Origin of the sequence: Solibacillus sp. FSL H8-0523, from assembly GCF_038051985.1 — a bacterium.
GTDB lineage: Bacteria > Bacillota > Bacilli > Bacillales_A > Planococcaceae > Solibacillus.
On sequence record NZ_CP150291.1, the window covers coordinates 982,914 to 1,001,801 of the forward strand.

16 protein-coding genes are annotated in these 18,888 nt (G+C 36.5%); all 16 read left to right on the plus strand.

The window, feature by feature from the left end; all coding sequences use genetic code 11:
* The first annotated feature begins 31 nt into the window (after positions 1-31).
* The 16 genes from NSQ62_RS04605 (at position 32) to NSQ62_RS04680 (ending at position 18,884) form a co-directional block, all read left to right on the plus strand.
* A complete protein-coding gene (locus NSQ62_RS04605; protein WP_341322753.1) occupies positions 32-289 on the plus strand; it encodes a DUF3243 domain-containing protein in 258 nt (85 codons plus the stop codon).
* A 356-nt stretch (positions 290-645) separates the two neighbouring features.
* Complete coding sequence (locus tag NSQ62_RS04610; protein ID WP_341322754.1) at positions 646-1,443, plus strand: DUF3388 domain-containing protein; 798 nt, start codon at positions 646-648, stop codon at positions 1,441-1,443.
* Positions 1,444-1,505: 62 nt separating this feature from the next.
* Positions 1,506-2,399 (plus strand): helix-turn-helix domain-containing protein, encoded by an 894-nt coding sequence (locus tag NSQ62_RS04615; RefSeq protein ID WP_341322755.1) that lies wholly within the window; start codon positions 1,506-1,508, stop codon positions 2,397-2,399.
* A 48-nt stretch (positions 2,400-2,447) separates the two neighbouring features.
* Positions 2,448-3,026, plus strand: a complete 579-nt coding sequence (pgsA, locus tag NSQ62_RS04620; protein WP_341322756.1) for a CDP-diacylglycerol--glycerol-3-phosphate 3-phosphatidyltransferase — start codon at positions 2,448-2,450, stop codon at positions 3,024-3,026.
* A gap of 361 nt (positions 3,027-3,387) precedes the next feature.
* Positions 3,388-4,644 (plus strand): competence/damage-inducible protein A, encoded by a 1,257-nt coding sequence (locus NSQ62_RS04625; RefSeq protein ID WP_341322757.1) that lies wholly within the window; start codon positions 3,388-3,390, stop codon positions 4,642-4,644.
* Between the two features lie 165 nt (positions 4,645-4,809).
* The gene (recA, locus tag NSQ62_RS04630; protein WP_341322758.1) at positions 4,810-5,889 is read left to right on the plus strand and encodes a recombinase RecA; all 1,080 of its coding nucleotides are present in this window, start codon (positions 4,810-4,812) and stop codon (positions 5,887-5,889) included.
* A gap of 311 nt (positions 5,890-6,200) precedes the next feature.
* Positions 6,201-7,754, plus strand: coding sequence for a ribonuclease Y (rny, locus tag NSQ62_RS04635; RefSeq protein WP_341322759.1), 1,554 nt, complete (start codon positions 6,201-6,203; stop codon positions 7,752-7,754).
* A gap of 284 nt (positions 7,755-8,038) precedes the next feature.
* A complete protein-coding gene (locus tag NSQ62_RS04640; RefSeq protein ID WP_341322760.1) occupies positions 8,039-9,802 on the plus strand; it encodes an S-layer homology domain-containing protein in 1,764 nt (587 codons plus the stop codon).
* Positions 9,803-9,886: 84 nt separating this feature from the next.
* On the plus strand, positions 9,887-10,687 hold the full coding sequence (locus NSQ62_RS04645; RefSeq protein ID WP_341322761.1) for a hypothetical protein: 801 nt from the start codon (positions 9,887-9,889) through the stop codon (positions 10,685-10,687).
* A gap of 66 nt (positions 10,688-10,753) precedes the next feature.
* The gene (locus tag NSQ62_RS04650) at positions 10,754-11,506 is read left to right on the plus strand and encodes a Wzz/FepE/Etk N-terminal domain-containing protein (protein ID WP_341322762.1); all 753 of its coding nucleotides are present in this window, start codon (positions 10,754-10,756) and stop codon (positions 11,504-11,506) included.
* 3 nt (positions 11,507-11,509) lie between these two features.
* Entirely contained in the window at positions 11,510-12,223 is a 714-nt protein-coding gene (locus NSQ62_RS04655; protein WP_341322763.1) for a CpsD/CapB family tyrosine-protein kinase, read from the plus strand.
* Between the two features lie 21 nt (positions 12,224-12,244).
* The gene (locus tag NSQ62_RS04660; protein ID WP_341322764.1) at positions 12,245-13,006 is read left to right on the plus strand and encodes a CpsB/CapC family capsule biosynthesis tyrosine phosphatase; all 762 of its coding nucleotides are present in this window, start codon (positions 12,245-12,247) and stop codon (positions 13,004-13,006) included.
* Positions 13,007-13,038: 32 nt separating this feature from the next.
* Positions 13,039-14,877, plus strand: a complete 1,839-nt coding sequence (locus tag NSQ62_RS04665; protein WP_341322765.1) for a nucleoside-diphosphate sugar epimerase/dehydratase — start codon at positions 13,039-13,041, stop codon at positions 14,875-14,877.
* Positions 14,878-14,900: 23 nt separating this feature from the next.
* Positions 14,901-16,256, plus strand: a complete 1,356-nt coding sequence (locus NSQ62_RS04670; protein ID WP_341322766.1) for an O-antigen polymerase — start codon at positions 14,901-14,903, stop codon at positions 16,254-16,256.
* Entirely contained in the window at positions 16,246-17,775 is a 1,530-nt protein-coding gene (gene murJ, locus NSQ62_RS04675) for a murein biosynthesis integral membrane protein MurJ (protein ID WP_341322767.1), read from the plus strand. Before NSQ62_RS04670 ends, murJ begins: the two co-directional genes overlap by 11 nt.
* Positions 17,772-18,884, plus strand: coding sequence for a glycosyltransferase family 4 protein (locus tag NSQ62_RS04680; protein WP_341322768.1), 1,113 nt, complete (start codon positions 17,772-17,774; stop codon positions 18,882-18,884). Before murJ ends, NSQ62_RS04680 begins: the two co-directional genes overlap by 4 nt.
* Positions 18,885-18,888 lie beyond the last annotated feature (4 nt).

Sequence of the window (18,888 nt, forward strand, 5' to 3'; positions counted from 1 at the left end):
CATACTAAGTGTGCGAGAGGAGGGGAAACGTATGGGAATTTTGCAAAACTGGGAGCAATGGACAAGCTTTTTAGGCAAGCAAGTATCGGATGCAAAAGATAGTGGCATGCCGAAAAAGATGATTGAGCAAGCGGCGGTTCAAATTGGGGAATACTTGGCGAAAAACGTCGATCCACAAAACGAGCAGGAGCGCGTCTTATCTGACTTGTGGTCTGTCGCCGAAAAGGATGAAAAGCAGGCAATTGCGAGCTGTGTAATGAAATTAGTCCAACAAAAACCAACACATTAATCGCATGAAAAAGCGAGATGTCACTCACATAATTTGTGAGCGGCATCTTTTTTGAGTGCATAATGAAGAACGTGGTGTCATATGATTTAATTTGAAGTGTATTATTTTTAAGGCAAGGGAATTCCCCGTAGCGTAGCAAAATGGAAAAGAGTAAAAATTCACATGTTATTTATTAAAAATTCCTCATTTCCCACATACGGTTTTGTACTATATTTTATCAAGTACTCACTTTTCATGAAAAATTTCAAGAAATCTAACAAAAACAATGGATTCGAACTTTTCAATAGGTATAAAATCCGCTATGATGGAACTTATAAGAAATAATTACGTTTCTATTACGAGGGGACAGATAAAAAATGGGCGAATGGTATTTCGAATATGAAATTCAAGTGAATCGACCAGGCTTATTAGGAGATATTGCATCGTTACTAGGGATGTTGCGTGTCAATATCGTTTCAATCAATGGTGTCGATGAAGAACATCGTGGTATGCTATTATCGACCGACAATGAAGAGACGATTCAGCGTTTTATTTCAATTGTTTCGACAATGGAAAACATTAACGTAACCAGATTTCGCGAGCCGAAGCTACGTGATCGTTTAGCAGTTCGCCATGGCCATTATATTCCACGTGATGCGGATGAGAAAAATACATTTCGCTTTGTCCGAGACGAACTCGGGATATTAGTTGATTTTATGGCTGAATTATTTAAGAAAGAAGGTCATAAATTAATAGGAATACGTGGAATGCCCCGTGTAGGAAAAACCGAATCCATTGTAGCGGCAAGTGTATGTGCAAATAAACGCTGGCTATTTATTTCATCTACAATGATTAAACAAACTGTTCGTAGCTCGCTAATGGGTGATGAATTTAGTGGAAACAATATTTTTATTTTAGATGGTGCGGTAACACGCCGTTCCAATGATGAGCGTCATCAGCAATTAGTACGCGAAATTATGGGGATGCCAACGATTAAAGTAATCGAACATCCAGATCTTTTTGTACAGCATTCATCCTATAAATTAGAGGATTTTGATTATATTATTGAGTTGCGTAACCATCCCGATGAAGAAATTACATATGAGATCATTCAAAAAAACGATATGTTTTCAAATACGAATGATTTTGGTGGCTTCGGAGGATTTAATTTTTAGTGAAATTGATAATTTTAACGACGATATTTGTTAAAGTAAATATATGAATATATTAAAAGTAGGTGTTTTTTTTGACAGAACTAGGAGCTCGCTTAAAAGAAGCGAGATTAGCGAAGGGATACAGCTTAGAAGATTTACAAGAGATTACAAAAATTCAAAAACGCTATTTAATCGGAATTGAAGAAGGAAACTATTCGATTATGCCAGGTTCTTTTTACGTGCGTGCATTTATTAAACAGTATGCAGAAGCGGTAGGATTAGATGCGGAACAAATTATAACGGATTATCGTAGTGATATTCCAATGGTACAAAAAGAAGAGGTAGCACAATCATTTACAAAGAGCCCAAGTCGCCGTAAAATGACGGCTGCATCGAATAGCAAAATGATGGAGGCTATGCCAAAGTTAATCGTTGCATTATTTGCGATTGTTATTTTAATCGTGATTACGACACTCTATATGCAAAAAGCAAAAAGTGTACCAGATGTCGTAGAAGAAAATAACAAACCGATTGAGTATGAGCAAAATCCAAATTCAACACAACCGAAGCCTGTCGTAACAGAAGAAGATGATGCGGAGGAAGACGAAGAACCAGTAGAGCCTGTACCAACAGAGCCAGAAGTTGTTCAAGTCATTAGCCCAGGTGTTGCAGAAGGCGAAAATACAACTTATGAAGTAACAGGTACAGAAACACTAAATGTACGTGTAGAATTGTCTGGTTTAACATGGGTAGGTATTCGTAATGAACAGCGCCAAGAGCAAGTAGAAGCGAAGTCTTACAACGCTGGTGATATTGTAGAGCACGATTCTACTGAAAATGGTTACGCACGAATCCGTTTAGGAAATTCAAAAGTGGCTAAAGTATATGTAAATGATGTAGAAGTACCATACACACAAGATCGTACAACACAAAACATTATTTTAAAATTAGTTAAAGAAGAACAACAAGGAGAGTAGTCATCTAATACAGATGGCTCTTTTCTTTCAAATGAAAGGTGTTTAGAAATGAATATTCCAAATAAGATTACAGTGTCACGAATTTTACTGATCCCGGTGTTTGTCATTGTAATGATGTTTGATTTTGGTTGGGGAAATATGACGCTATTTGGCGCCGAAATGCAAGTGAACTATTTTGTTGGGGCACTTATTTTTATTATCGCTTCTGCTACAGATTGGGTGGACGGCTTTTACGCACGTAAATACAATTTAGTAACGAATTTAGGGAAGTTTTTAGACCCACTTGCAGATAAGTTACTTGTATCAGCAGCTTTTATTTTGTTAGTAGAAATCGGTCTAGCACCGGCATGGATTGTCATTGTCATTATTTCTCGTGAGTTTGCAGTAACCGGCTTACGTTTAATTTTAGCTGGTCAAGGTGAAGTCGTTGCAGCGAATCAATTAGGTAAAATTAAAACATGGGCACAAATTGTGGCAATTTCAGCATTAATTTTACACAATACGATTTTTACATTAATCGGTATTCCGTTTGATGTCATTATGCTATATGTGGCATTATTCTTTACGTTATGGTCTGGATGGGATTATTTCTATATCAACCGTCGTGTGTTATTAGAGTCAAAATAATTAGCTTAAAACTCGTACTATTCGTAGTGCGAGTTTTTTTCGAATAAAGTTTTACGAATATAAGTAGAAAATGATTTCGAATAGTGTCTTACATTTGAGTGCAAAATTTTGCTGCTAGCACTTAATATCGAAATAGAGTGACGCGAAGCGAAGTGGGCGGACTCCTTGGGGAATAGCGTGCGCGGAAAATCCAATGTGAAGTGCCGCCGTAAGAGGCACTTCACATTTAGTTGGAGCCACGCCCCCAGGAAAGCATGCCCCGTAGCGTAGCAAAACGGATTCTAATAATAACTCAACATGTTATTTTAAATATTGTCATTCCCTATTTAAAGTGTTGAACCAATTAAAAGGAGGATATTTAATGAATGCAGAAATTATCGCAGTAGGTTCAGAGTTACTATTAGGACAAATCACGAACACCAATGCCAAGTTTATTTCAGGACAATTATCAGAGCTCGGCATTAATGTGTATTACCATACGGTGGTAGGAGATAATCAGGCGCGTTTAGTAGAGGCGATAAAAATTGCAGAACAGCGCGCGGATTTGATTATTTTTTCAGGTGGCTTAGGACCGACAAAGGATGATTTAACAAAAGAAACGATCGCGAAGCATTTAGGGCGTGAGCTTGTTATGGAGGATGTAGCGCTTCATGCGATTGAACAGTTTTTTAATAAGCGAAACCGTGTAATGACGGAGAATAACCGTAAGCAGGCACTTGTATTAGATGGCTGTGACGTGTTAACGAATCATCACGGGATGGCACCGGGGATGTTGTTAAAAGAAGCAAATCGTTTTTATATGCTACTGCCAGGCCCGCCAAAAGAGCTTGAACCAATGTTCCAATTTGAAGCAAAGCCAAAACTTGCAGCGCTCTTGCATGATGGTGGCGTCATTGTGTCACATGTTCTGCGTTTTTATGGAATTGGTGAGGCGGAGCTAGAAGTACGTGTACAGCATATTTTAGATGAGCAAACGAATCCAACTGTAGCCCCACTCGCAGCGGATGGTGAGGTAACGCTACGAATTACCGCAAAAGCGGCTACGGAGCAAGAGGCCTACATTTTAATCGAAGAGAAAAAACGTGAAATTCTAGCGATTGTTGGTGAATATCACTACGGGGTGAACGACGATTCGCTTGCCTCGAAGCTTGTCGATATGTTGCTTGAAAATAAGTTGACGATTGCGGCTGCTGAAAGTTTAACAGCTGGGCTATTTCAATCGGAGCTTGCTGAAATCTCAGGTGTATCTTCAGTTTTAGTAGGTGGTGTTGTCACATACACGGAGCAGGCGAAGACCGAGCAGTTAGGAATCTCTGCGCATGTAATCGACCAATACGGTGTTGTTAGTAGTGAATGTGCAGCAGAGATGGCTTCGAAGGTGCGCGAAAAGTTTGGGACAGATATCGGGGTAGGATTAACGGGTGTTGCCGGCCCGGGAAGTCATGACGGCCAGCCTGCAGGAACAGTATGGGTTGGTATTAGCATTGGTGACAATCTGCCGTTAACGTACCGCTTACAATTATCAGGGGCACGTAATACGAATCGTTTACGCGCGGTAAAGTTTACATTTAGTTATTTAATGCGTGAGCTTTCGAAATTAGGGTATAAAAAATTGTAGAATAACAAATGATAAGCAAATTGGAAATTTCATCGTTTAAAATAGGTCAAAAAGAGAGTTTTAAATAAAAAGCGAAAATATGTTCGCTTTTTTCTTGAATGTTATCTCATTAGCAAGTATAATAGAGACATAACAAATAAAGCTTTTTCTTAAGGAGGAAATAGTTTGAGCGATCGTAAAGCAGCATTAGACATGGCGTTAAAACAAATTGAAAAACAATTCGGTAAAGGTTCTGTCATGAAGTTGGGTGAAAATTCAGACCGCAAAATCGATACAACATCATCAGGGTCAATCGCACTTGATGCAGCATTAGGTGTGGGCGGTTATCCACGTGGACGTATTGTAGAAGTCTATGGTCCAGAGTCTTCTGGTAAAACAACAGTTACATTACATGCCATTGCAGAAATTCAAAGAAATGGTGGTACAGCAGCGTTTATCGATGCTGAGCACGCATTAGACCCAGTATACGCGCAAAAACTAGGCGTTAATATTGACGAACTATTATTAGCACAGCCAGATACGGGTGAACAAGCGCTTGAAATCGCGGAAGCATTAGTACGTTCAGGTGCGATTGATATTATCGTTATTGACTCAGTAGCAGCGTTAGTACCAAAAGCAGAGATTGAAGGCGAAATGGGTGACTCACATATGGGTCTTCAAGCGCGTTTAATGTCTCAAGCATTACGTAAATTATCAGGTGTTATTAACAAATCAAATACACTTGCGATCTTCATCAACCAAATCCGTGAAAAAATCGGTGTTATGTTCGGTAATCCTGAAACAACGACTGGTGGTCGTGCGTTAAAATTCTATTCATCGATTCGTTTAGAAGTACGTCGCGGTGAAGCGATTAAGCAAGGCACAGAAATTGTTGGTAACAAAACAAAAATTAAAGTTGTAAAAAATAAAGTAGCACCACCATTCCGTACAGCAGAAGTTGATATTATGTATGGCCAGGGGATTTCTAAAGAAGGGGAAATCGTTGATATTGGTGCTGAATTAGAAATTATTCAAAAGAGTGGTTCTTGGTATTCGTATAACAACGAACGAATCGGTCAGGGTCGTGAGAATGTTAAAGCTTACTTAAAAGAAAACCCAGCAGTTCGTGAAGAAATTGCTGAAAAAATCCGACAAAACTTTGGTATCGGTGGCGACATTGGCTATACAATCGGTGCACATGATGCAGCTGAAGAAGAAGACGGCGAATTAGAATTAGATTTATTAGTAGATAAAGATAAAAAGTAAAATGAAGGGGACATGCCATGCAAACTGCCAAGGCATGTCTTTTTTTACATATTGATGTTAGAATGTTTGTGCTATTCATAAAATAAGATTAGTATGGAATGAATCTGCGTTCCCAAAAAACACGGGTATTAAGATATAAAAAGTCTTGGGAACATGGCTATTCTTGACATACCCAAAAGGGAACTATACAATTAAAAATGTATAATTTCTAAATTTTGAAATGAAATAGGCAGTATGTTTGAAACGAAACATATTAGGCCGACTAGAAGAACATCAGACATATAGTTATAAGCTTAGGAGGGAACGATAAGATGGATATGATTATCCCTGCTTTGCTAGGATTCGCTGTCGGTGTCGCTGTTATCTATTTCTACATGAAAAACGTGAATGAATCAAAAGTGACTGGTGCAAAGCATGTTGCTGCGCAAATCGTGGATGAAGCGAAACGTGAAGCAGATGCATTGAAAAAAGAAGCGCTACTTGAAGCAAAAGATGAAACTCACAAATTTCGAACTGAAGCGGAAAACGACATTCGTGAACGCCGTAATGAGCTTCAGAAACAAGAAAATCGTTTATTGCAAAGAGAAGAAAATCTGGACCGCAAAGATGATGCTCTGAACAAGAGAGAGACAGGTCTAGAGCGTAAGGAAGAGGCTCTAGCAAACAGACAACAGCAGATTGAACAGATGGAAAGCAAAGTAGAACAATTAGTCGCAAGTCAAAAAACAGAGCTTGAGCGTATTGCTGCTCTTACTCGTGAAGAAGCGAAAGAGATTATTCTGAAGGAAGTTGAAAATGAACTAACTACAGATATCGCTGTCATGACGAAGGAATCAGAAACACGCGCGAAAGAAGAGTCAGACAAAAAGGCACGCGAGATTTTATCGCTTGCATTACAACGCTTTGCAGCAGACCATGTTGCTGAAACAACAGTGTCCGTTGTAAACCTACCAAATGATGAGATGAAAGGTCGCATCATCGGTCGTGAAGGTCGTAACATCCGTACACTTGAAACACTTACGGGAATTGACTTAATTATCGATGATACGCCGGAAGCCGTTATTTTATCTGGTTTCGATCCAATTCGTCGTGAAACTGCACGTCTTGCACTTGAAAAATTAGTACAAGATGGCCGTATCCACCCAGCACGAATTGAAGAAATGGTTGAAAAATCTCGCCGTGAAGTGGATGAACAAATTCGCGAAACAGGTGAGCAAACAACATTTGAAGTAGGCGTTCATAACCTACACCCTGATTTAATGAAAATTTTAGGTCGCATGAAGTACCGTACAAGTTATGGTCAAAACGTATTGAAGCACTCAGTGGAAGTTGCTCATTTAGCTGGTTTACTTGCAGCTGAATTAGGAGAAGATGTCACGTTAGCGCGTCGTGCAGGCTTACTGCATGATATCGGTAAAGCGATTGACCACGAAGTAGAAGGTAGCCACGTTGAAATTGGTGTGGAATTAGCGACGAAGTATAAAGAACATCCAGTTGTTATTAACTCGATTGCGTCTCACCATGGTGATACAGAAGCAACTTCTGTCATTGCAGTACTTGTTGCAGCAGCCGATGCTCTATCAGCCGCTCGCCCGGGTGCACGTAGTGAAACACTTGAAAACTACATTCGTCGCCTTGAAAAGCTGGAAGAAATTTCAGAAAGCTATGATGGTGTTGAAAAATCATTTGCGATTCAAGCGGGTCGTGAAGTACGTATTATCGTACAGCCAGAAAAGATTGATGATCTTGCATCACATCGCCTAGCTCGTGATATTCGTAAGCGTATCGAAGAAGAGTTAGATTACCCTGGTCACATTAAAGTAACGGTTATCCGTGAAACACGCTCAGTCGAATACGCGAAATAATAGTAAAAAAGCCTTAATCTACTCGGAATTATTTATATTCTGTGTCAGATTAAGGCTTTTGTGTGTTTTTTTTAGTATTTTTACAAATTATGTAGTAATAATATGATGTTTCCTGTAATATTAGACAAAAATAGAGAAGAAAATTGATGGTTCTGTTAGAAATTAATTGAATTAAGGGGTTTTTCGACAATTCGAGACAAAAAATTCCTATTTCTAAAACTATAATGAAATTTGTGTGGTATAATAAGTTTGGATTTTTATTTTTTAACTTAGGAGGAAATACTATGAAAAAAACAACGAAAAAAGCTTTTAACGTTGCAATTGCTTCGGTAATGGCAGCAGGTGCAGTAGTTGCAGTAGCACCACAAGCATCAGCAGCAAAATCATTCTCAGACGTACCAGCTACAAACGATCACTATGCAGACATCACGAAATTGGTGGAAGCAGGACATATCAATGGTTTTGAAGATGGTACATACCGTCCGAACGTATCAGTAACTCGTGGTCAAGCTGCGAAAATTATCGCAAACGTTTTAGGCCTTGATACGACAAACGTAAAAGATGTGAACTTCAAAGACTTACAAAAGTCTAACATTTACTATGGTCCAATCGCTGCATTAGCAGAAGCTGGCATCATTAATGGTTTCGAGGACAATACATACCGTCCAAACGGTACATTAACTCGTGGTCAAATGGCAAAAATTATTGCACTTGCATTTGAATTAAAAGCTGGTGAAACGGTTAACCCATTCACAGATTCAGCGAACAGCATTTATGCTGATTCAATCGTTGCATTATTTGCAAACGAAGTAACAAAAGGTAAAACAGCTACTAGCTTCGCACCAAACGATGCAGTAACTCGTGGCCAATTAGCTTCATTTGTTATCCGTGCGAACGACGTATACACAGCTAACAAAAATATTGTAGAAACAAAAGCGACAATCAAAGGCATCGAAAACGGTAAAGTACTAGTTGCTGGTGAAGAATTAGAAGTTGCTTCTAACTTAACTGGTTTCTTCGCTGCTAAAAACGCAGCTGCATTAAAAGATGCTGAATTAACATTAGTTGTAGAATATACAACTGCAGAAGTTGCTTCTGTAACTCCAGTAGCAGCATTAGTTACTGGTAAAATTATCGGTGTTAAATCTGCGAAATTTGTTGCTGAAGGCACAACATTCGATGCAGACGGCGTAGAAGTACCATTAGTAGAAACAGCTAAAGGTATGACGTTACAAAACTTAATCGCTGAAGAATTAGTAATCGCTGGTAATGTAGTATTAGCAAACGTTGCAGCTGAAACTGTAACAATTACTGGTGATGCAAAAATCACTATTGATAAAGATACTACAATTACAAAATTAGTAATTCCAGCTGGCAAGAAAATCGAAGACGTAATTGCTAACTATGCGGAAGTAAAAGAGCAATTAGCAAACGTTAAGGTTGAAAATGCACCTGCAGCTACAACACCTCCTGCAGCAGGCGGTGGCGGTGGCGGTGCTACAGGCGGCGGCGCTGGTGGTGCTGGCGATGGAACTACAACAACTCTTGATGTTGCAAATTTAGTTACCTTCTTAACAGGGGAAATTAACTCTGGATTAACTGGGTTAAATAAAAACTATTTAACAATTGGAAAAATTGAAGGTCAAAATATTCCATTAACTATTACAAACGGAGACTATGAAATCTCTGAAGTGAAAAAAGATTTAGCAACACAAAAAGAGCTAAAATTCACATCTTTAGTTGTAGACTATGCTAAACAATATGGTGATGCTGGTAGATTATTTGACGAAATCGAGTCAATAACGATTAATGCTAATGGCCATCCAGCAACTTATACAATTGCAGAATTTATTGATAAAGATACTAATGACGTTGAAGAAGGCGATGTGAAAGACGGAGCGAAAGAATTTATTACTGAAGCTCTAAAAGGTACAAGCATCACTAAAATTGGTGATTTCAAAACTAAGAACACTCCAATTACTTTAACTGTAACTCCAAAATCAAGTACAGGTAAATCTGCTGTAACTTATACGGTAATTTATAAATAAAATTTAATTAACTTAAATTCCCCAGAACCTAAAATTCTGGGGAATTTATATGAATCTTTTCGAAGAATATAGGAGGTAAAGGTTTTGAAAAAGGGTTTAAAGTATGCACTCCTAATAATTGGTTGCCTTGTTTTAATAGGGGGCGGCTATGTATTATATGAATTTAAATTTAAAGAATACGACGTTGCCGATGCGCAGGTCGATGAAATTATTAACGAAAATATCACAGTAGAATTACCAGACGGCACAAAACTAGTATTAGATGCAGAAGGTAATATTATAGAAGAAGTTGCACCTACAACAACAGATTTTTCTGTAAATGAATTCGAAATCGAAGGCGAAGAGATCATCGTACAAACAAAAGATGGTGTCATTACAGCCGTTTTAAATAAAAATCATGAACCAATCGAGCACGAAACAATCAAAATTGGCCAAACCGTGACAGAAACAGAGAATGGTGTAACGGTTGTTACAGAAAATCAAGAAGTCGTTGCAAAGCCAGTACCTACAACGCCAACTGGGACAACTCCAGCGCCTAAAGTAACAGTAGCTAGTATTAAAGGCAATTATGAAAGCAGCTTTGTTGCATTAGAAGGTCAGGCGACAAGTCGTTTAGGCGGCTTAATCGATCAGGCAAAGGCCGAGTATAGTGCAAAAAAAGCGGCGGGCGAGTCAATTAGCTATAGCTATTTCTACCAAAAATATTACGGTGCGGCAACAGCAATGGAACGTACAATTGATGCCTCATTTAATACATTATATGCACGCTTAGAGTCGGATCTAGAAAAAAATCAATTCGATAAAGCACATGCACAAAGCTTTAAAGATCAATACGCTGCTACGAAGAGTTCGCTGAAATCGGAGCTTTTAAGTAAGCTAAAGTAAATCAAACGAACATCGATAAAGAGAGAAGCCGCAAATTTATATAGCTAAAAAGGGAGAGACACAGATTTGGAAGAAACAATTAGCCTACAAGAGATATTTAAAACATTAAAAAAGCGTATGCCACTCATTTTACTATGTACTTTTGGGGCAGCCTTAATCGCTGCAATCATCAGCTTTTTCTTAATGACACCGATTTATCAGGCGTCGACACAGGTGTTAGTGAATCAGAAAAAAGATACAGTTGCACAGCAGCAAGTAACAACAGCAGACATTCAGTCGAATCTGCAATTAATTAATACATATAACGAAATCATTACAAGCCCTGCTATTTTAACAGTTGTATCTGAAAATTTAGATATGGGTTTAAGTGCAGCACAATTAAAAAGTAAAATTTCCGTTTCAAATTCAAACAACTCGCAAGTGTTAAATATTAGTGTACAAGACGAAACGTACAATATTGCAGTAGACATTGCCAATGAAGTGGTAGAGGTATTCAAAGAAAAAATACCTTCATTAATGAATGTAGATAACGTTAACGTCTTATCACCAGCAGAACCTATGGAAAATGCAAGCCCAATTAAACCGAGCAAACTGTTAAATATGGCAATTGGTTTAGTGCTTGGTTTAATGGTTGGGGTCGGCTTAGCGTTCTTACTAGAGTTTTTAGATACGACGGTTAAAACAGAAGATGACGTAGAGCAATTATTAAACTTACCAATTATCGGATTAGTAAGCCCGATTAGCGATAGTGAATTTGCAGAAACGATTAGTTCGCAGCGACGAAGCCCTCGTGAAGCTGTTAGAAAGGCTGAGGTATAAACAATGTTTAAACGCAAAAAGAACAACAATTCAACGCAGACAACATTAGCACGTAAACTGATTACTGTACGTAATCCGAAATCAGTCATATCTGAACAGTTCAAAACGATTCGTACAAATATTAATTTCTCTATGCCCGATCAGGACATTAAAACGATTATTGTGACGTCTTCAACACCAGGGGAAGGAAAGTCAACGGTGTCTTCAAATAGCGCGGTTGTTTTCGCCCAATCTGGTAAAAAGGTGTTGATCATAGATGCTGATATGCGTAAGCCAACAGCGCACCATACATTTGGCATTCGTAATGCTTCAGGCTTATCGACATTATTAACACGTCAGCATTCAATTGAAGAAGTCGTACATAAATCAGAGGTAGAAGGCTTACACGTGATTACAAGTGGACCGATTCCACCGAACCCAGCCGAGTTACTAGGCTCAAAGATGATGGATCAGCTTATTGAACAGTTAACAGCAATGTATGATTTAGTCATTTTTGATGCACCACCAATCTTATCGGTAACCGATGCACAAATTTTGTCGAACAAGTGTGAGGGCACAATATTAGTTGTCAACTCAGGCAAGGCTGAAAAAGATGGTGTGTTAAAGGCAAAGGAAGCGTTAGTAAGCTCTCAGGCTAACATCTTAGGGGTTATCCTAAATAACTTTGTATTAGAAAAAGATCATTACTATTACCAGTATTACGGAAACGCAGAATAACATTTAAGGAGGATGAAAACGATGATTGATATTCATAGTCATATTTTATATGGAGTTGATGATGGTCCCAAAGATGCTGAGGAAGCAATAAGCATGCTTGAACAGGCAGTAAATGAGGGGATTTCACAAATCATTTCAACATCGCATAGCTTTCATCCTCAGTATAATGTTTCATCTTCAGTAGTCACTCAGCAAGTAGCGCATCTGCAAGAGCAGTTGAATACACGAAATATTCCACTTCAAATTCACTGTGGGCAAGAGGTACGATTAGTCGAAAATATCGTGGCACTACTTGAGCAAGGTGAAATTTTAACATTAGCCAATTCCGATTACTTATTACTCGAGCTCCCTTCGAGCACGGTGCCCAATTACACAAAGCGTGTCATAAATCAGCTACAAGAGCAGGGCATTACACCGATTATTGCCCATCCTGAGCGCAATAAAGCGATTGCCGAAAAGCCAAGTCGCTTAGAGGCACTATTACGGGAAGGGGCCGTTGCGCAAATAACGGCTGGTAGTTTGGCTGGCCATTTTGGCAGCTCGATTCAAAAGCTTTCACTGGATTTAGTGAAGGCCAATTTAGTCCATACATATGGGTCAGATGCACACAATCTGACGACAAGGCCTTTTCTTTTTGATGAAGGGCTCAACGTTTTAGAAAAGAAAAAACAGTTAAATGCAGTAGATGTTTTGTTAGAAAATAACGCGCGAATAATTGAAAACAAGCAAATGATAATGCTAGAACCAGAGCAAATTACAAAAAAATGGTGGCAGTTGTTTTGAAGTAACAAACTTCGAGGTAAGGACGGATTACAATGGATTACCGTAAAAGATATTTAGTTTTTTTTAGTTTAGATTCAGTGATTGTTTTGTTTGCAATTTATATTAGTTATTGGATATTGCACCCAACCGTTTCGCTATACTCAAACAAAATGATTTTCATTAGTGCAATTACGTTATTAGTTGCACATCATATTGTTGCGCATTTTTATCAATTGTATGCGCGTGTATGGGCTGTTGCCTCGGTTAAGGAGCTACTCATTATCGGCTATGCGGTAACGATTTCAGTAGCGATTGCGATGCTGATGCAAAGAATCCTTAACGGGGATGTCTATTTCCGTGTCATGACAATTACATGGCTATTGCATATTATTTTAATTGGTGGCTCGCGTTTCGTATTACGCATGTTGAATGATCGAAGAGAGCTAAAATACGAAGGCAAAACGAAGCGTGTACTGATTGTTGGTGCCGGTCAAGCCGGAACAATGCTTGCGCGTAGCATTAGCCGTAATCCATATACCGAATATAAAATTGTTGGCTATGTCGATGATGACCTCAATAAAATTTATTTAAAATTAATGGATGTCCGTGTACTTGGCACAACGAATGATATTGCAACGATTGTGAAGGATAAGGGAATCGATGATATTATTATCGCGATTCCATCATTATCGAAGGCTGATATGAAAACTCTTTATGAGCGTTGTACGGTATCCAATGCCAAAGTAAAGGTTATGCCAAATATTGAAGATGTCATGACGGGTAAGGTTTCGGTAAGTGATATGCAGGACGTAAAAATCGAAGACTTACTAGGTCGTGATGAAGTACAGCTGGATATGCTAGCAATTTCTCGCAAGTTGACGGATAAAGTTGTACTTGTTACAGGTGCGGGTGGCTCGATTGGCTCTGAAATTTGCCGACAAATTATGAAATTCCAGCCTGCCAAAATTGTACTATTAGGTCACGGTGAAAACTCGATTTATAATATTAGTATGGAGCTGCAAGAAAAGTACATAGGTGAAACAGCGATTCTGCCAGTTATTGCGGATGTACAAGACCGTGAGCGTATTTTCGAAGTAGTAAGCGAACATCAACCAGATGTGATTTACCATGCAGCGGCGCATAAGCATGTACCGTTAATGGAGTATAATCCACGTGAAGCGGTGAAGAACAATATTTTTGGTACAAAAAATGTTGCTGAAGCTGCACATGAGTTTGGCGTGAAAAACTTTGTACTTGTATCAACAGATAAAGCAGTTAACCCGCCGAACGTCATGGGTGCTACGAAGCGTATTGCAGAAATGGTTATTCAAGATTTAGCACGCCGCAGTAAAACAACTTTTGCCGCAGTTCGATTTGGTAATGTCCTTGGATCACGAGGTTCAGTTGTGCCTCGCTTTAAAGCGCAGATTGCAGCAGGTGGGCCAGTAACGGTCACACATCCTGATATGACACGTTATTTCATGACCATTCCAGAAGCGAGCCGTTTAGTACTACAAGCAGGTTCACTTGCAAAAGGTGGCGAAGTGTTTGTCCTCGATATGGGGGAGCCAGTGAAAATTGTCGATCTTGCAAAAAACGTCATTCGACTTTCAGGCCATACGGAAAATGAAATTAACATTGAATTTTCCGGCATTCGCCCTGGTGAGAAGATGTATGAGGAGCTACTCAACCCTGAGGAGATTCAGGAGCAGAATATTTATCCGAAGATCCATGTTGGGAAGGCGAATTGTATGGAGGAAGAACAGCTAGTTGGTTTTTTAGTAGAGCTAGAACAGGTGAAGCTTGATGAGTTGAAGGGGAGAGTTGTTGGGGTTGCTAATGGGGAGTGGCGAGAAAACACAAAAAAATTTAGAGAAAGTATTATTTATTAATAATATTTTGAATGGAGAACAACATGGAAAGAAGTATAGGGTTGAAATATGTTACTCTATTAATGGCAATATGTCTATCTAGTGTAGGAATTTACTTTACGGATAGTGTTTTAATGAATATTATCTATTTTTGTGTACTTCCAATTATAGCAGTCGTCTTAGTACGGGGAGATTTAGCACATCCATATACCTGGTATTCTATTGTGTATACTTTATACGCTATTGGATATCCAGTTACATATTTATTTGAATCTACTTACGATATATATATATACACAAAAAGCCTAATGTTAGTTCAAATAATTGCTTTAAGTATTATTCTTGTTATTGTAGGACCTACAAGAATTAGTTTTCATAAAAATGTATTTAAGTTAGCATTTGAAAAAAGAAATAAAACTCTTTTTTATGTGGTACTTATTTTGGTAAGTATGTCTGTGCTAGAAGTGATTTTCAAAGGTTATTCTCACAAAGTACAGATCTATGAACAAGGCTCCCCTATCGTGCAAATAGGCTTTAGGGTAATTTTATTATTAATGATTATTTATGCAATAAATCAAACTATAACATTTATTAAAAATGAAAAATTCAATAATAAGGAACTTTTCGCTTTTATACTCATTACTTTTGGTATTTTTTATTACTCTGGAGAAAGAGATTTATTTTTAAGAGGGTTAATTGTAATTTTATTTTTATATTATATTTTTAGTGCGAAACAAAAAATAAACTTGTTAACAATAATAATGGGCATTTCTTCTCTATTACTTATTCCACTAATGGCTAAATTTAAATATTTTGGTTTGACAGGAAATGTTTCAAAAAGTGATGGGAATTTTTTATTAAGTCTTTTTAATTCTGAATTTGCCTCAGCATCTAAGAATTTACAAATAATTTTACTAAGTGAGTACAATTCATATTTTGGTGGACAAAGCTATATATGGGGTATAATTAGAGGTTTAAATTTAGACTCTATTTTTACTGCACCATCAATAATGAGTTGGTATAACAGTACATTTTTTGAAGAAAATAGAGCTGGACAGGGATTTTCAATTTTAGCTGAAGGTTATTTGAATAATGGATATAGTGGTATAGTATTCATAGCAGTGTCTATTGGCCTAATTATGAAGTTACTTTATCGAACGAGTAAAATTAATGTATATTTTTTCGTATATTATTTATCTGCTATTCCAATATTTATGTATTCATTAAGAGCAGATTTAGCTAATTTATTAACTCCTTTAATAGGACAAAATTTACTGTTTTTAGTTTTGCTCTTAATTTTCAACTCTTTAAGTAGGGAATTTAAAATAATAACAAAGAGAAAGAATAAATCGAAACAAGTGATTGTTTTAGAAAAAGTAGGTAAATGTGGTGAGAGTTAAAACCATTTTAAAAACTATTCTTATACTAATGCTTTTTTCAGTGGGATCCAAATTTTTGGGTTTTTTTAGAGAAGTATTAATTGCTAACTATTTTGGTTCAACATTTTTTACAGATGCATTTTATTTAGCACTAGGTATTTTAGCACTTTTCAAAGTAATGTTAACAGCGACTATAAGCACGACTTTAATACCGATATTAGCCAAAATAAATGACAATGAAATTAAAATGAAATTTATTTCAAATTTAAAAGGATTATCACTAGGTTTTTCTATTCTTATTATTATCGCCGTTTATTTGTTGGCAGAAACAATAGTGAGTATGATTGGTATTGGGTTAAATAATGTGCAAATAGAATTTGTAGCCAAACTAGTAAAAATTGGTATTTGGGTAGTTATTTTTTCAGCTGCTGCAGGTATTAATCGAGGTTATTTTCAAAGTGAGGGATCATTTACTGAATCTGCTATAACAGACTTGCCATTTAATCTAGTATATATATTTTATTTGATATTTTTTTCAAGTATATACGGAATTGAGGGGTTAATGGTTGCATCTGTATTAGCTGTAGTTTCTCAAGTTCTGTTGCAACAATGGACTCTCAGAAAATTAAAGTTTAAGTATGTACCTCACATAAACATTAAAGATGAATATATAATAAATATAATAAAATTAGCACCGCCTATTTTGTTTAGTGTATCAATTATAGAAATAAATAATTTGATAGATAAAATGTTAGCTACTAAAGTTAGTGAGGGTGTAGTTTCGGCACTTGCATATTCCTCAAGGGTTAATTTAATTATAATTTCGTTATTTATTGTAATTATTTCTACCGTTTTATTCCCTTTATTATCACAAAAAGTGCAAAAAAAGGATTATGAAGAACTGAACAAAATTACTACCTTGTCAATAAATAGTATAGTGATATTGATGACACCAATTATGTTCTTTGTATTTAATTATTCATATTTAATAATAGAACTGTTGTTTGAAAGAGGGGCATTTATAAAAGAAGATACTTTGATAACCAGTGAAGCGTTAAAATATTATTCTATAGGTTTACTTGCTTTTTCTCTGAGAACTTTCTTGGACAAGGTATTTTATTCTTTTCAAGATACAAAAACGCCTTTTATAAATAGCTTTTTTTTGGTAGTCATAAATATTATTTTAAGTATTGTATTAGTTAAGTATTTTGAACATAAAGGATTGGCTTTTGCAACATCTTTAGCGGCAATTATAACAACATTTTGGTTGTTATATCGGTTAAAATCAAAATTAAAATCATTTAGATTTAGACCCCTAACAATAATAGTGATCACCAGCATCGCTATACATATTGTTTGGTATGAATTGTTAAATATTTGTACTAAGGATATGGATATTAATTTAGGAATTTATTTCATTATTAATATGTTTTTTGTGATTATTTACTTTTTAATTTTAAAAATATTTAAGGTGAAAGAGATTGAATATATATATAGTGGTATTGTTAAAAAACTTAAAAAAAGGAAGAAAGTATTGTGAAATTAGCTTTTATTACCGATAATGGATTTTATGAAAATAATGGAATGAATTTTTTCTCGATTGCTAATCTTCAACATATAACAACTATGAATAACCATTTTGAGGAAATTATTGTTGTCGCACAAAAAACAGAATTTGATGGTTCTAATTTAGAATTGCCTTCTAGCAATAAGTTAATTTTAGTAAATAGAAGAGGGGAAAATTTGGTTCAGCAAATTAAAAGAGCTGTTAAAGACTGTGATATGGTAATAAATTTTGGTTTCAATGGTTTGATTGGTCAATTTTTTGCGAAAAAATACAAAAAAAAATCTATTTTTTACGTAGGTGGATGTTATTATGATATTTGGAGGAATATAGGTTCATATAAAAAATATTTTTTAGCACCATTTCTTAAAGTGTGCTTTAAAAAAGCAATTAAAAGAGCAGATTATGTTCAATATGTAGATCAATATTTAATTGAACGATATCCTCCTAATAAGTTTGCCCAAATTTTAGTATGTCCAAGTGCGAGAGTGTCAATAAATTACGAAAACTTACAACGGAGATTAAAAAAGCCTATTATTAAACCATATAAACTCGGTTTAATTGGTTACACACATAATAAAATAAAGGGCATTGATACAGCTATTAAAGCAATTGCTTTATGTAATTCTGATGTAATTTTAGAAGTAGTTGGCAGAGGAGATACTACAGAGTTAGAAAAATTAGCAATAAGTTTAGATATAGAATTACAAGTGAAATTTCTAGGTGTTATGTCAGATAGGGAACAACTTTTTATGTGGTTAAACAGCCTGGATCTATACCTTCAACCAAGTTTAACTGAAGGATTACCTCGAGCAACCTTAGAGGCTATGTCTACAGGCTGCCCAGTGATTTCAAGTTCAGCTGGTGGGTTAAAAACGTTAGTACCAGAAAAACAACGGATTGAATATGGTGATTTTAAATTAATGGCTACCAAAATCGATAACGTTCTTGCAAATGCGGAAGATTATAAAACTATTGTTAGAGAAACATTTGAAAAAGCTGCTAGTTACTCTTTTGATAAACTAGATGAAAGAAGAAATTATTTTTACGCTCAAATAGTTGAAGATGATAAAAAGGATGACTAAATCA